Origin of the sequence: Cohnella xylanilytica (assembly GCF_014212175.1) — a bacterium.
In the GTDB taxonomy this organism is placed as follows: domain Bacteria; phylum Bacillota; class Bacilli; order Paenibacillales; family Paenibacillaceae; genus Cohnella; species Cohnella xylanilytica.
In genome coordinates, this window is the sequence record NZ_JACJVR010000068.1 from 1 (window position 1) to 13,322 (window position 13,322).

Consider the following 13,322-nt stretch of genomic DNA (forward strand, 5'->3'; position numbering starts at 1 on the left):
CATTATCACAGCACAACGACACGGGCGGGAAAAGCGCTTGCAAACGAAAACGAATCGTTTTATAATGAATCCGAAACGTTTTGGAAAGGTGATTTACCGATGGCGACCATAAAAGACATTGCCCGAAAAGCAGGAGTGTCCGTAACGACCGTCTCCAGGGCGCTCAACGGTTACGACGACGTGAACGAGACGACCCGGAAGAAGATCAAGCAGGTCGCCGAAGAGTTGGCTTACAGTCCGAACGCGGTCGCGAGAAGCCTCGTGTCGAAGAAGACGCGCACGATCGGCCTGATCATCTCGGACATCAACCGCGCCGGAGCGAAGGACGCCTTCGCGTACGAAGTGCTGTGCGGCATTAACGACAGGGCGGGCGATCTGAATTACGATCTGCTGCTCTTCAGCACGAACCCGTCCAAGCAGATGGAGAAGTCCTACACCGCGCTGTGCAAGGAGCGCAACGTGGAAGGGGCGATCATCTCGGGCCTTCGGCTCGACGATCCCTATCTCCAGGAGGTCATCGATCAGAATTCGTTCCCATGCGTGCTGATCGACATTCCGCGAACGGGAGACAACGTCGCCTATATCGCTTCCGACAGCCGGGCGGGGGCGGCGACGGCCGTCCAACACCTGCTCGATTACGGTCATGCCGAGATCGCCATGATCAACGGCCACGACCAGGCGTACGTCAGCCGGGAGCGGCTGGCGGGCTACAAGGACGCGCTGGAGCAGGCGAACGTGCCGTTCCGGGAAGAGCTCGTCTACGACGGAGGGTTCACGGAGGACGGCGGAGCGGAGGCCATGTACCAGATTCTGCTCCGGCACCCGCAAGCGACCGCCGTGTTCTGCGCGAGCGACCTGATGGCCCTCGGGGCGATGAGAACGCTGGAGAAGACGGGGCGCCGGGTTCCCGGGGACATCTCGATCGTAGGCTTCGACGACATCAACATCGCTTCCTACTGCTCGCCGAAGCTGACGACGATCCGCCAGGACAAGTACGAGATGGGCTACCGGGGAGCGCAGCTGCTCATCGATATGCTGGACGACAGGACCGACAATCGCAAAGTAACGCTGGGGAATCAATTGATCATTCGAGAGAGCACGCGCAACTTGAGAGAAGGCTGATTCCCCGCTTTTTCGCCGCAGATCCGAAACGTTTCGGAAAAAAATTTAACCGTGATCCGAAACGTTTCGGTTCCCCTGCCTGAGCGGCGCGGAAGAAGCGAGACCATTCCGACGAAGAGAGAAAGCTCCGACACGCGGACGCAGATTAAGATACAGACAATATAGAGACCGGGAGAGGAAGCCATGGATTACCGAGTAATCAAAAACAACGATCTGTTCCTGATGACCGACAAGAACGGGGACATCGCGGGACAAGAGACGCCGAACGGACTGTACATGAAGGATACGCGCTTCCTTAGCCGGTTCGAGCTGTCCGTCGAGGGCAGGCGGCCGGTGCTGCTGTCCTCCGCCGCCGACGAGAACTACGTCGCTACGTTCCGGCTGACCAACGAGCATATGACGGAGAACGGCGAGCTGATTCTATGGAGGGAATCGGTGGAGATCGTCCGCGAGCGGTTCATCTACGGCGACGTTCTCTATGAGAGCGTGTCCCTCACGAACTTCTCCACTCGCGACGCGAGCTTCGCCCTGACGCTCGGGATCGACGCCGACTTCAAGGACATGTTCCTCGTCCGCGGCTTCCAGCCGGCGGATCGGCTCGGCAAGGTCGCGCGCAGGGAAGCGGGCCCGTCGCATTGGCGGGCCGAATACGAAGGATCGGACGGAATCGCCAAGGCCGTGACCGTCCGCTGGGACCTTGAGGCCGCGACGGACTCCGAGTCGGGCGATCTCTCGTTCGCGATCCGGCTCGGACCGGCGGAGAAGCGCGTGCTGCATCTGACGGCGGCGCCTTCTATCGAAGGGGCGGAGCCGAAGGTTCTGGAGCATGCCGCCGCGCTGGCCGAATTGCGCCGCGACGTGGAGCGGTGGAGAAGCGGAGCGATGAGCGCTTCCAGCGACAATCCGGTCCTCGACCGGCTGTACGAGCGGGGAGTACAGGATATGCAAGTGCTCCTGTCCGACTTCGGCTTCGGCCCCATCACGGTGGCGGGGCTGCCGTGGTTCGCCGTCCCGTTCGGACGCGACAGCCTGATCGCGGCGCTGCAGATGCTGCCGCTCGATCCGGCGACGTCCCTTGGCACCCTGCGCATGATGGCGGCCTTCCAAGGGAAGGAGATCGATCCCTGGAAGGACGAACAGCCGGGGAAAATCATGCACGAGCTCCGCGCCGGGGAGCTGTCGAGGTCGGGGCAGGTGCCGTTCGCTCCCTATTACGGCAGCATCGACTCGACGCCGCTGTTCCTGCTGCTGGCGGCCGAATACGTCCACTGGACGGGGGATCTGGCGTCCGTGGAACCGCTGCTTCCGACGCTCGAGAGGGCGCTGGAGTGGATCGATTCGTACGGCGACCGCGACGGGGACGGCTTCGTGGAATACTTCCAGGAGTCGGCGAAGGGGATCGCGAACCAGGGCTGGAAGGACTCCGAGGATTCGGTCGTGCACAAGGACGGCCGCTTCGCGAAGGCTCCGATCGCTCTGATCGAGGTGCAGGGCTACGTGTATCAAGCGAAGAGCCGGCTCGCCCCGATCCTCGAGAAGCTGGGCCGCGCCGAATGGGCCGCCAAGCTGCGCGCGGAGGCCGCCAAGCTGAAGGAGGCGCTGGATCCCGCCTTCTGGATGGAGGACGAGAGCTTCTACGCGATCGCGCTCGACGGAGAGAACGAGCAGGTGCGCTCCGTCACCTCCAACCCGGGCCATCTGCTGCTGAGCGGCATTCTGTCCGAGGAGCGGGCGCGCCAAGTCGCCGACCGGCTCGTCGCGGACGACATGTTCAGCGGCTACGGGATCCGGACCATGTCGACCGAAGCGACCGGCTACAATCCGATGAGCTATCACGACGGCAGCATCTGGCCCCACGACAATTCGCTCATTCTGCTGGGCATGAGCCGATACGGCCTGCTGGACGCGGCGGCGACCGTCGCGGACGGATTGATCAAGGCCGCGGGCCAGTTCGAATACGCGCGGCTGCCCGAGCTCTTCTGCGGCTATAGCGACGAGATCGGCTATCCGGTGTCGTATCCGGTGGCATGCTCGCCCCAAGCGTGGGCGGCCGGCACCTCGGTCGTGCTCGTGCGGGCCATGCTCGGGCTCGAGCCGAACGCCCTGGAAGGAACGTTCAAGCTGAATCCGTTCCTGCCGTCCGGCGTCGGCCGGCTGTCGGTCCGGCATCTGCCGGTCGGCGCGGGGCACCTCTCCGTGGAGCTGAGCCGAGAAGAGGACGGGGCGGTCGTCGCGACCGTCGTCGACAATACGAGCGGGCTGCGGCTGGAAGCGGCCGGGAACGCCCGCGTCGGAATCCGGAATTAAGCGGCCGCGGAAGGCGGGCGGGCGGCCCGGGACGGAAGGTACCCCGTCCCGCGGCCGTCCGGCTCCCGCGATTCCTGAAACCGTTTAATTATAGAACTTATACACAAAAGGGAGGAGCATTCTGAATATGCAAAAGAAATGGACCGGTTGGGCCGCGCTTATGCTGACGACGGCCATGGTATTGTCCGCTTGCGGAGGCAGCTCCGGCAATAACTCCGGGAACGCCTCTTCGTCTCCGTCGGGTTCGTCTTCCCCGTCTTCGTCCGAAGGCGCATCGGCTTCGCCGTCGGCGCCGGCCGAGAACGTGGAACTGACCTTGGCCGGATGGACTTCTTCTCCGGAGGAGCAATCCCTTCTGCAGCAAGTGCTCGACGAGTTCCAGGCGAAGAATCCGACGATCAAGGTCAAATACGAAGTCATCGCCGACCAATACATGGACGTCATCAAGACGCGCCTGATCGGCGGCGAAGCTCCCGACGTGTTCTACCTCGACGCGTTCGAAGCGCCGGGGCTGATCGAGAAGGGCGTTCTCGAGCCTCTCGACGGCTACGTGTCGGACGACTTCGACCTGGCCGACTTCGAGACGCCGATGGTGGAAGCGTTCAAAGGCAAGGACGGCAAGACGTACGGCTTCCCGAAGGACACGTCGACTCTCGCGCTTTTCTACAATAAGAAGATGTTCGCCGACGCGGGCATCGCGAATCCGCCGGCCACTTGGGAAGAGCTTCAGGCCGCCGCGGAGAAGCTGACGAAGAAGGACGGCAGCAAGGTGTCGGTGTACGGCCTCGGCCAAGCGCCGGAGCTCGCCCGCCAGATGTTCATGATCCAGGCGTTCGGCGGCAAGCTGACGGACGACCAAGGCATGGCCGCGTTCGCGACGCCGGAAGGGCTCAAGGGCTTGCAGCTCGTCATCGACCAGCATCTGAAGGCGAAGACGGCCGGACAGCCGTCCGACGTAGGCGCCGGATGGGGCGGCGAGATGTTCGGCCAGCAGAAGGCGGCGATGGTCATCGAGGGCAACTGGGCGATCCCGTACCTGCAGACCAACTTCAAGGATCTCGACTTCGGAACCGCCGAGGTGCCGACCGTGAACGGCAAGAAGGGCACGATGGCGTATACCGTCGGCTACGTCATGAACAAGGAGAGCAAGAAGAAGGACGCGGCTTGGAAGCTGATCTCCTACCTGACCGGCAAGGAAGGGATGAAGACGTGGACCAGCAAGGGCTTCGCGCTTCCGACCCGCAAGTCGGTCGCGGCCGAGCTCGGCTACGACAAGGACCCGCTGCGCGGCGCCCTGGTCGCCGGCGGCTCCTATTCGACCACTTGGCAAGCCGGAGCCACTCTGCCGACGATTATGAACAACTTCAACAACCAGTTCGTCGCGGCGTACACGGGCCAATCCACGCTCGAGGAAGCGATGAAGCTAGCCCAAGAGACCGCCAATTCGGAGATCAAGGCCGGACAGTAACGGCCTGACGGGCGAAGGTCCGGGGAGCGGACGGGAACGATCGACGATCCGCTCTCCGGAGCTGGCCCCGCCGTTTGGGCTCTAGACGGGTGAAGCCGGGCTCGCCAGCTCCGGCTTCAGCCGTTTCGCGTTCAGGCGCGAGGCCAAGAGACCATTATATAAGGAAGGGAACGAACCGGTTATGTCCAAAAGATCAGGCAAGCTGCGTCTACGGGAAGGAGCGGCCGGCTACGCGTTCATGTCCCCGGCGATCGTCGTCTTGGGCTGTTTTCTGCTGCTGCCGATCCTCTACGCCGTCTTCCTGTCGTTCCATAAGGTGAACCTGCTCGGGGAAGTGAGCTACAAATTCTCGGGAACGGCCAACTTCGAGAGAATGGCGGACGATACCCGGCTGTGGATCGCCCTTCGGAACACTTGCAAGTACGCGCTCATCGTCGTCCCTTCGCAGACGCTGCTGGCGCTCGTTCTCGCTTCGATCCTGAATATGAAGCTGAAGTTCCGCAACTTTTTCCGCGTCGCCTACTATCTCCCGACCGTCACGTCCTCGGCGGTGCTCGTGCTGATCTTCATGTGGATCTACAACAGCAACGGGCTGCTCAACTACCTGCTCGATCTCGTCGGCCTGCCGACCTACAACTGGCTGGGCGACCCGAACGTGGCGCTCACCGGCATCATGGTCATGAACATCTGGTCGACGGCTCCCCTGTTCATGGTCATCTACTTGGCCGCCCTGCAGGACATCCCGGAATCGCAGTACGAAGCCGCGGAGATCGACGGAGCGGGCGCCTGGAAGAAGTTCTGGCGCATTACGGTGCCGCAGCTGAAGCCCGTCACGTTCTACGTCGTCGTCATGGGCATCATCGGCACGTTCCAGCTGTTCGACCAATCGTACATCTTCTCGGCGGGCTCGGGCGGACCGAACAACGCCACGCTGACGATGGTGCTGCTGATCTACCAATACGCCTTCAAGAATCTCGACATGGGCTACGCGTCCGCGCTCGCCTTCCTGCTGGCCGTCGTCATCATGCTGATCACGGTCGTGCAGCGCCTGCTCTTCCGGGAGGAGAAGCTGAACTAACGCGGCCGAATCGGGCCTCGAGCCTCTCGATTACATCTTGGGATCCGTATTAAGGAGGGGAAAATCATGCGACAAGCGGTTCGCCGGTTCCGGCCGCTGGTGTACGTCATTCTGGGGATCTACGCGGTCATTACGTTCATCCCGTTCCTGTGGGCGCTGTCGGCTTCGTTCAAGCCGCTGTCGGAGATCGTGTCCGGGGGCATGCACCTGATCCCGAAGCACTTCACGCTCGACAACTACAAGACGATCTTCCGCCAGGAGCCGCTCTTCATGCGCTGGTTCCTGAACAGCGCCATCATCGCGCTGTCCGTCACCGCGTTCAACCTGCTGTTCAATTCGATGGCCGGCTACGCGCTGGCCCGCATCCGGTTCCCGGGAAGCGGCCTGATGTTCTACAGCATCCTGGGCATGATCATGATCCCGGGCCAGCTCACCATCATTCCGAGCTACCTGATCATCAAGGAGCTGGGCTGGCTCAACAGCTACCAGGCGATCATCGTGCCGATGGCGGCTCAGGCGACGTATATCTTCATGATGAGGCAGTTCTTCATCAACTTCCCGAAGGAGCTGGAGGAGGCCGCCGAGCTCGACGGGCTGGGCCGGTTCGGAGCGTTCTTCCGCGTCGTGCTGCCGCTCGCCCGGCCCGCGCTCGCCGCGCAGACGATCTTCATCTTCATGGGCGCCTGGAACGAGTTCCTGAAGCCGCTCATGCTCATGTCCGACAAGGCGATGTTCACTCTCTCCATCGGCTTGAACACGTTCAAGGGCCAGTACATCAGCTTCTGGAACTACATCATGGCCGCGTCCATCATCATGACGCTGCCCGCGCTGCTCATCTATATCTTCTTCAACCGCTTCTTCGTGCAGGGCATCACCTTCACGGGAGGCAAATAAGCTAATCGCCCGCCGCCGCGCTCGCTTCCGCCGCCGCCGCTGCCGCCGTTCCGGCCGCGCGCCCGGAAGAGAACGCGGCGGTAATGTTATAGCCGCCCGTATAGCCGTGGACGTCGAGGATCTCCCCGCAGAAGTACAGGCCCGGCATGAGCTTCGATTCCATCGTCTTCGGGTCGATCTCCTTGACGTGGACGCCGCCTCCCGTGATGAACGCCTCTTCGATCGAGAGCGTCCCGGAAGCCGCCACGGGGAACGCCTTGCATACCCGCGCCAGCTGCTGCCACTTGGCCTTCGGCACGTTGGCCACTCCCTCTTCGGGGTCCAGGCCGGCCAGCCGGAGCAGCAGCGGCACCAGGCGTTCCGTCAGCTTCTGGCGGACGAGCGTCTTGACGGCCTTGCGCGGATCGGAGCGGGAAGCGGTGCCCCAGTCGGCGGCCAGCCGCTCCTCCTTCTCGTCCGGGAACAGGTCGATCGCCACCGTGACCGGGCCCCGGCCCGCGCGCAGCGTCTTGACGACGAATTGGCTGCAGCGCAGCGCCGCCGGTCCCGACAGGCCGAAGTGGGTGAAGATCATGTCCCCTTCGTGCGAGACGACTTCCTTCCCCCTCCCGTCCAGCACGGTCAGCTTCACGTCGCGAAGCGACAGCCCCTGCAGCTCCCGGCCGGCGATCCACGGCTCGTCCGACGTGATCGGCACCTCCGTCGGGTACAGATCCGTCACCGTATGCCCCGCCTCGACCGCCCAGGCGTAGCCGTCGCCCGTCGACCCGGTATGGGGCACCGACTTGCCGCCGGCGGCGGCGATGACGCACCGGGACCGAAGCTCCTCCCCGGAGGCGAGCCGCACTCCCGCGACCCGTCCTCTCTCGTACAGAATCCGCTCCACCGCCTGGTGCGTCCGCACCGTCACGCCCGATTGCCGAACCTGGTTCACCAAGGTATCGACGACCGTCTTCGCCTTGTCCGACACGGGGAACATCCGCCCGTGGTCCTCTTCCTTGAGCCGGATTCCCAGCTCCTCGAAGTAAGCGACGATCTCCCGGCTCCCGAACTGGGAGAGGGCGCTGTACAGGAACCTCCCGTTGCCGGGCAGGAAGCGGATCAGCTCCTGCGCGTCCTTGTTGTTGGTGACGTTGCACCGGCCGCCCCCGGAGATGCCGAGCTTGCGCCCCAGCTTGTCTCCCTTGTCCAGCAGAAGCGTCCGCGCGCCTCCTTCGGCCGCCGCGATCGACGCCATCAGTCCCGCCGGTCCCCCGCCGACGACGATTACATCCCACATTCGTTCTCCGACTCGCTTTCCGAAATTCGTTATTTTCCCAATTGTATCGGTTCCCGAATCCAAAGGAAAGTGACGCTCTGTCACATCGATTGTTAATTGGCGGCAGTTATGTTTTAATCAGAGTGAATATGTTTAATAAGGTTAAATAGGCATCGGGAGAGGGCTGAAGACTAAATCAAGGCGTTCGAATGAGCGGAGGGGCATCCGTGTGTGGCAATTTTCGCTGCTGCAAATATTAATTGCGCTTTTACCGATCGGGTCGCTGCAGGTGTGGCTGGCCCGTTCCCCCAGAGTACGTTACGTGAACGCGTATATGGCGATCTCGTGCGGCATCTCCATGATGCTGATCCTGCTCGTCTCCCATCAGTCTCCTTACGGGGGGCCGAGCCATGATCTGAGGCTCGTTCCTTACCTGGTAGGGAGCCTGTACGGCGGCATTCCGGGGGCTTCCATTCTAACGGTTCTATACATAGCGGCCCGTCTGCCCCACGCCGGGGAGACCGCCTCTCTCGTCATGCTCGGCCTCTTCTTCGTCTTGTTCGTTCCGGCCTTGTTCGCCAAGATCCCGTCCTTCCTGGAGTCGACCCGATCCTCGAAGCTGAAGATCGCCTCGGCGCTCGCCGCGGCCCTGCTCGTCTACCATGCCGGAAGCGTCGCGGCGTTCCGCTGGTTGGGAGAGACGCCGTCTTCGGTACAGCCCGTCGGCCTCTCGGCGCTGTTCGCCGTTTTTTTCGCCGCGCTCGTTCTTCTGTCGATTCACTTCGTAGAATTCGCCCACGACCGCGTTCGCCTGCAGATCGACTATCAGGAGATCAAGGCCAAGTACGACAACGAGGTGCGCCGGCTGCAGCAGTTCATCGACTTCTCGCCGCTGGTCGTCCTGTTCATCGAGAAGGACGGGAGAATCTCGCATCTGAACGACCTGGCCTTGAAGCTGCTGTCCCCCCTTACGAAGAACGACGTTCTGCAGCTGCCGTACCGAACCGTCCTTCAACGCTGGAGGAGCGACGCGGTCATGGACGCCGTAGAGAGGGTTATGGGCGGGGAGGAGCAAGTCGCCGACATCATCCGGTTCCGGAACCGGATCTATTACACGACCGTCTGCTCCTGGAGGGCGGCGCCCGCGCTTCGGACCGTAGGGGCCATGCTGATCGCGCACGATATGACCGAGCTGCAGAGGCTCAAGGACGAAGTGGACAAGATGGAGAGGCTCAGCCTGGTCGGCCAGATGGCGGCCAGCATCACCCACGAGATCCGCAACCCGATGGCGGTTATCCGGGGCTTCGTTCAGCTGCTTAACGAGCGCAGCCCGAAGGAGCATCAATCCTACTTCCACATCATTCTCCAGGAGCTGGACAGGGCCAACGCCATCATCAACGACTTCCTGTCGCTGGCGCAGAACCGGATCGTGGAGAAAAACATCACGAGCCTGCACGAGGTTCTCGAGGACCTCATGCCTCTGCTGTCGGCGGACGCCAATATGCGCGGACAGATGATCGAGCTGAAGCTCGCGGACGTCATCGACCCGCTCGAGCTGAACGTCAAGGAGATCAAGCAGCTTGTCTTGAATCTCGCCCGCAACGGCATGGAAGCGATGGACGACAAGGGCGTCCTGCGGATCGAGACGAAGAACCTGGCCGACGCGGTCGAGCTGAGGGTGACCGACAACGGGGTCGGCATTCCGCCGGAGAAGCTGGAGCGGCTGTTCGAGCCGTTCTATACGACGAAGGCGAACGGGACGGGCCTCGGGCTGGCGCTCTGTCTGAGCATTATGGAGCGGCATAACGGAAGGATTCGGGTCGAGTCCAAGATCGGGGAAGGGACGACGTTCATCGTGTCGTTCAGCAAGCCCGGCCACGCGATCTCCGAGACGGCGGCGGCGAAGTATAGGAACGGAGCGGGGAGCGCATAATATCCCCGACTCATCCAGACAAGGAGGAAGTTCCCGTGCCGAATCCTCAAGGTCCCTCCCAGCGTGGCAACAAGAGCTCCGATCGGAAGGGCGCGAACCGCCAGCCCGAGTCCCCGGGATACGACAAGAAGCTGGACGGCCCGAACCGTCCGTCCACCTAAGGACGGGAGACGGAAGGCGTATGACGACCGACAAGAAGAGACCGTTCAAGGCCGGCTTCGAGCCGGCTCCGGGACGCGACGATCCCGAGCTCGATCCGTTCGAGATCGAGTTCAGGCAGGAGTTCCGCGACAATCGGGGGCCGCGGGCGCCGTTCGTCAACGACTACGGAGTCGTGATCGGAGACCACGATTACGAGTCGCCTCAGTCTCCGCTGGAGCAATGGAGCGAGGAGACGGATCCGGAGATCATGTCCGGTGACCAGTGGGTTCACCCGTTCAAGGATATCGGGTTCCGTTCGCCGGAGAACCGCGCCTTGTTCGAGGAAGGAATCGCGCCGTCCTCCGGCGTCTTCATGCATCCGACGCATCAGACGTCCAGGCCGGAGAAGAACGCGCTGGAGCGGCTGCGCGACGAGGATGAGTACGATTCCGAGCGATATTATCCGATTCCCGAAGTGCTGGACGAGCCCTGACCCGAGTCGGGGCTCTTTGTTTTGACGGTTACGAGGAGTAAGCTTATAATAAATGGTAGCGGCTAAGCCCGCATATTTCGGAAGGGAAAGCGAGGAATATGGCCAATGTCAATGTCATTTGAACGATATATGCTGGACATGGTTCAACCGATGCGCGACGAGTTGACCCGTCTCGGAATCCAGGAACTGAGAACGCCGGAAGAAGTGGAGCAGGCTCTTCCGGAAGCGAAGGGCACCGCCCTGGTCGTCGTCAACTCCGTCTGCGGATGCGCGGCCGGCCAAGCGCGTCCGGGAGTCGCCGCCGCGCTGGAGCACGACGTGGTGCCGGATCACCTCTTCACGGTATTCGCCGGGCAGGACAAGGAAGCGACCGCGAAGGCGCGCGAATATTTCGCGCCGTACCCGCCTTCCTCTCCGTCGATCGCCCTGATGAAGGACGGAGAGCTGGTTCACTTCATCGAGAGGCATCAGATCGAGAACCGCAGCGCGCAAGAGATCGCTGCCGACCTGACCGCGGCCTTCGACCGTCATTGCCGTTAATGCGAGATCATCCCGCGGGCTCGGAACGAGCCTGCGGGAGTTTTTTATGACCGGCGGCCCGAATGCCGTTAGAGCCGGGCTTCCGAAGGGTAACTTACTTACGGCGGGAGCAGGCAGTCGTAACGGGAATCGTTCGGCGGCGAGCCGTTTATTATGAACCCCGTGTGGAGGAGTGAGAATCGATGAGCCTTCAGCAAGAGATTATCGCCAAGCTGGGCGTGAAGCCGACCATCGACGTCGACGAGGAGATCGCGCGGCGCGTCGGGTTCCTGAAGGATTACGTGAAGAAGGCGGGAGCGGCCGGGCTGCTCATCGCCATCAGCGGCGGCGTGGACAGCGCGGTGGCGACGGGCCTGTGCAAGCGGGCGACGGACGAGCTCTCGCTGGAGACCGGCAAGGAGTACATAACGCTCGGCGTGTTCCAGCCCTACGGGGAGCAAGCGGACATCGAGCACAGCTACGCGGTGGCCGAAGCGTTCCAATTGACGCACAAGGTGGAGACGAACATCGCCGAGGCGGTGGACGAGATCGCGCTGGAGACGGAGTACGCGTTCAAGTCGCTCGGCATCCACCGGCACATCAGCCGCGGGGGCAAGGGCAACGTCAAGGCGCGCACGCGCATGGTCGTTCAATACGCGCTGGCGTTCGACCTGAACCTGCTCGTCGTCGGCACGGACCACGCGTCGGAGGCTCTGACCGGCTTCTACACGAAGTGGGGCGACGGGGCGGTCGACATTACGCCGCTCAGCTCGCTGAACAAGCGGCAGGTGCGGGAGCTGGCCCGGAGGCTCGGCGTTCCGCAAGCCGTCGTGGACAAGGCGCCGACGGCCGGCCTGTGGGAAGGCCAGACGGACGAAGCCGAGCTGGGCGTGTCCTACGAGGCGAACAGCGACTATCTCGAGGGCAAGGAGATCGACGCGAAGGCTCGGGAGATTCTGGAGAAGCATTACCTCCGCACGGAGCATAAGCGGCAGCCGATTCCGGGCATCTAAGGGGCTTATGATCGTCGGAATCGGGCTGGACATGGTGGAGCTGGAGCGGATGGAGAAGCTCCTCTCGGGGCCGGCGGGCGGGCGCTTCGCGGCGCGGGTGCTGACGGAGGCGGAGCTGGCGCGGTTCCGGACGCTGTCCGGGCGCCGCGCCGCCGAGTTCGCCGCCGGCCGGTTCGCGGCCAAGGAGGCCGTCGTCAAGGCGCTCGGCTGCGGGATCGGCGCCGCCGTCGGGTTCGGCGACGTCGAGGTGCTGCCGGGCGCCTCGGGGCGGCCGGAATGCCGGCTGTCGGCGGCCGCCTGGGAGCGGCTCGGGCTGGAGGCGGCGGCGCATTCGATCCACGTCGCGATCACGCACGAACGGAGCATGGCCGCGGCCACCGCGGTCGTGGAACGGCAATAGTACGGCTCGGGCGCCCCTCGGGGCGGCCGGGCTTTCTTTTTGGGGCGCGGGATGGTATACATAAGGGAACCTTCGGGAGGGGGCGGCGGAGCCGGCGGTTGGCTGCGGCGGCGGTCGGGGCAGAGGCTCGAGGCTGGCGGTGGGGCAGCTATGCCGCTGCGGGATGCGGCGGTTGCCGTGCCGGTGGGGAATGTTGCTGTAAGCCATGGAGGACAGGCGATGCTAAGGCTGACGGTAGGGGCAGAGGCTGGAGGCTGGCGAACGAGCGAATGCCGGATGGAGCCCGCGGCGGTGCCGGCTAACGAATCTGACAGACGTTATTTCGGCCCAAATGCGGGGTTTGAGATTTGTAACGAACTCAGGAGACGCTATTTCGTGGAGAAGGCCTGTTTTTCCCCCGGAATGACCTAAATAAGAGCTATACGATTCGTTAGAGATTCAAAATCCGCTTTTTTAGCCAAATAGCGTTTCTAGGATTCGTTAGAGCTCTAGCAGACCGGTGAAATCTCGCAGCCCCCTCATAGAACGGAAGTGTTCCGAAGTCATTTAGTAGTAGAGACGGTTCGTTGGAGAAGATACCGGCAACCGTAAGAAATGGAAAGTTACATAGAGTGCGCCGCGTACGGGGATTGGGCCCTGTAGCGGAAGAATCGTTAGTTGGAGTGCGGTACGTGCGGGGATTGGGTGCTGTAACGG

At 62.6% G+C, this 13,322-nt stretch carries 12 protein-coding genes; 11 read left to right on the forward strand and 1 reads right to left on the reverse strand.

The genetic code is table 11. The annotated features are described in order from the left end of the window. The first annotated feature begins 99 nt into the window (after nt 1-99). The 5 genes from H7B90_RS17265 to H7B90_RS17285 all read left to right on the forward strand — a co-directional run bounded on the left by H7B90_RS17265 (nt 100) and on the right by H7B90_RS17285 (nt 6,869). Nucleotides 100-1,122, forward strand: a complete 1,023-nt coding sequence (locus H7B90_RS17265; RefSeq protein WP_185137142.1) for a LacI family DNA-binding transcriptional regulator — start codon at nt 100-102, stop codon at nt 1,120-1,122. A 183-nt stretch (nt 1,123-1,305) separates the two neighbouring features. Further along, a complete protein-coding gene (locus H7B90_RS17270; protein ID WP_185137143.1) occupies nt 1,306-3,429 on the forward strand; it encodes an amylo-alpha-1,6-glucosidase in 2,124 nt (707 codons plus the stop codon). A gap of 127 nt (nt 3,430-3,556) precedes the next feature. Further along, nucleotides 3,557-4,897 (forward strand): ABC transporter substrate-binding protein, encoded by a 1,341-nt coding sequence (locus tag H7B90_RS17275; protein ID WP_185137144.1) that lies wholly within the window; start codon nt 3,557-3,559, stop codon nt 4,895-4,897. Between the two features lie 181 nt (nt 4,898-5,078). Then, nucleotides 5,079-5,975, forward strand: coding sequence for a carbohydrate ABC transporter permease (locus H7B90_RS17280; RefSeq protein ID WP_185137145.1), 897 nt, complete (start codon nt 5,079-5,081; stop codon nt 5,973-5,975). 66 nt (nt 5,976-6,041) lie between these two features. Next, nucleotides 6,042-6,869 (forward strand): carbohydrate ABC transporter permease, encoded by an 828-nt coding sequence (locus H7B90_RS17285; protein ID WP_185137146.1) that lies wholly within the window; start codon nt 6,042-6,044, stop codon nt 6,867-6,869. A 1-nt stretch (nt 6,870) separates the two neighbouring features. Here H7B90_RS17285 and H7B90_RS17290 read toward each other — a convergent pair whose 3' ends face one another. Next, entirely contained in the window at nt 6,871-8,148 is a 1,278-nt protein-coding gene (locus H7B90_RS17290) for a BaiN/RdsA family NAD(P)/FAD-dependent oxidoreductase (protein WP_185137147.1), read from the reverse strand. Between the two features lie 208 nt (nt 8,149-8,356). Between H7B90_RS17290 and H7B90_RS33445 the strand changes: the two genes are divergently transcribed. The 6 genes from H7B90_RS33445 (at nt 8,357) to acpS (ending at nt 12,626) form a co-directional block, all read left to right on the forward strand. Continuing rightward, a complete protein-coding gene (locus H7B90_RS33445; RefSeq protein WP_185137148.1) occupies nt 8,357-10,060 on the forward strand; it encodes an ATP-binding protein in 1,704 nt (567 codons plus the stop codon). Nucleotides 10,061-10,095: 35 nt separating this feature from the next. Further along, nucleotides 10,096-10,221, forward strand: coding sequence for a hypothetical protein (locus tag H7B90_RS33035; protein ID WP_260411088.1), 126 nt, complete (start codon nt 10,096-10,098; stop codon nt 10,219-10,221). A gap of 20 nt (nt 10,222-10,241) precedes the next feature. Continuing rightward, a complete protein-coding gene (locus H7B90_RS17300) occupies nt 10,242-10,694 on the forward strand; it encodes a DUF3905 domain-containing protein (protein ID WP_185137149.1) in 453 nt (150 codons plus the stop codon). 105 nt (nt 10,695-10,799) lie between these two features. Further along, entirely contained in the window at nt 10,800-11,234 is a 435-nt protein-coding gene (locus tag H7B90_RS17305; RefSeq protein ID WP_185137150.1) for a BrxA/BrxB family bacilliredoxin, read from the forward strand. 182 nt (nt 11,235-11,416) lie between these two features. Continuing rightward, on the forward strand, nt 11,417-12,226 hold the full coding sequence (nadE, locus tag H7B90_RS17310) for an NAD(+) synthase (protein WP_185137151.1): 810 nt from the start codon (nt 11,417-11,419) through the stop codon (nt 12,224-12,226). 7 nt (nt 12,227-12,233) lie between these two features. Continuing rightward, on the forward strand, nt 12,234-12,626 hold the full coding sequence (gene acpS / locus H7B90_RS17315; RefSeq protein WP_185137152.1) for a holo-ACP synthase: 393 nt from the start codon (nt 12,234-12,236) through the stop codon (nt 12,624-12,626). The last annotated feature ends 696 nt before the right edge of the window (nt 12,627-13,322 follow it).

Coding starts and splice junctions, on each gene's coding strand:
- H7B90_RS17280 (WP_185137145.1), top strand. CDS start 5,079: ATGTCCAAAAGATCAGGCAAGCTGCGTCTACGGGAAGGAGCGGCCGGC.
- nadE (WP_185137151.1), top strand. CDS start 11,417: ATGAGCCTTCAGCAAGAGATTATCGCCAAGCTGGGCGTGAAGCCGACC.
- H7B90_RS17265 (WP_185137142.1), top strand. CDS start 100: ATGGCGACCATAAAAGACATTGCCCGAAAAGCAGGAGTGTCCGTAACG.
- H7B90_RS17270 (WP_185137143.1), top strand. CDS start 1,306: ATGGATTACCGAGTAATCAAAAACAACGATCTGTTCCTGATGACCGAC.
- H7B90_RS17285 (WP_185137146.1), top strand. CDS start 6,042: ATGCGACAAGCGGTTCGCCGGTTCCGGCCGCTGGTGTACGTCATTCTG.
- acpS (WP_185137152.1), top strand. CDS start 12,234: ATGATCGTCGGAATCGGGCTGGACATGGTGGAGCTGGAGCGGATGGAG.
- H7B90_RS17300 (WP_185137149.1), top strand. CDS start 10,242: ATGACGACCGACAAGAAGAGACCGTTCAAGGCCGGCTTCGAGCCGGCT.
- H7B90_RS17305 (WP_185137150.1), top strand. CDS start 10,800: ATGTCAATGTCATTTGAACGATATATGCTGGACATGGTTCAACCGATG.
- H7B90_RS17290 (WP_185137147.1), bottom strand. CDS start 8,148: ATGTGGGATGTAATCGTCGTCGGCGGGGGACCGGCGGGACTGATGGCG.
- H7B90_RS17275 (WP_185137144.1), top strand. CDS start 3,557: ATGCAAAAGAAATGGACCGGTTGGGCCGCGCTTATGCTGACGACGGCC.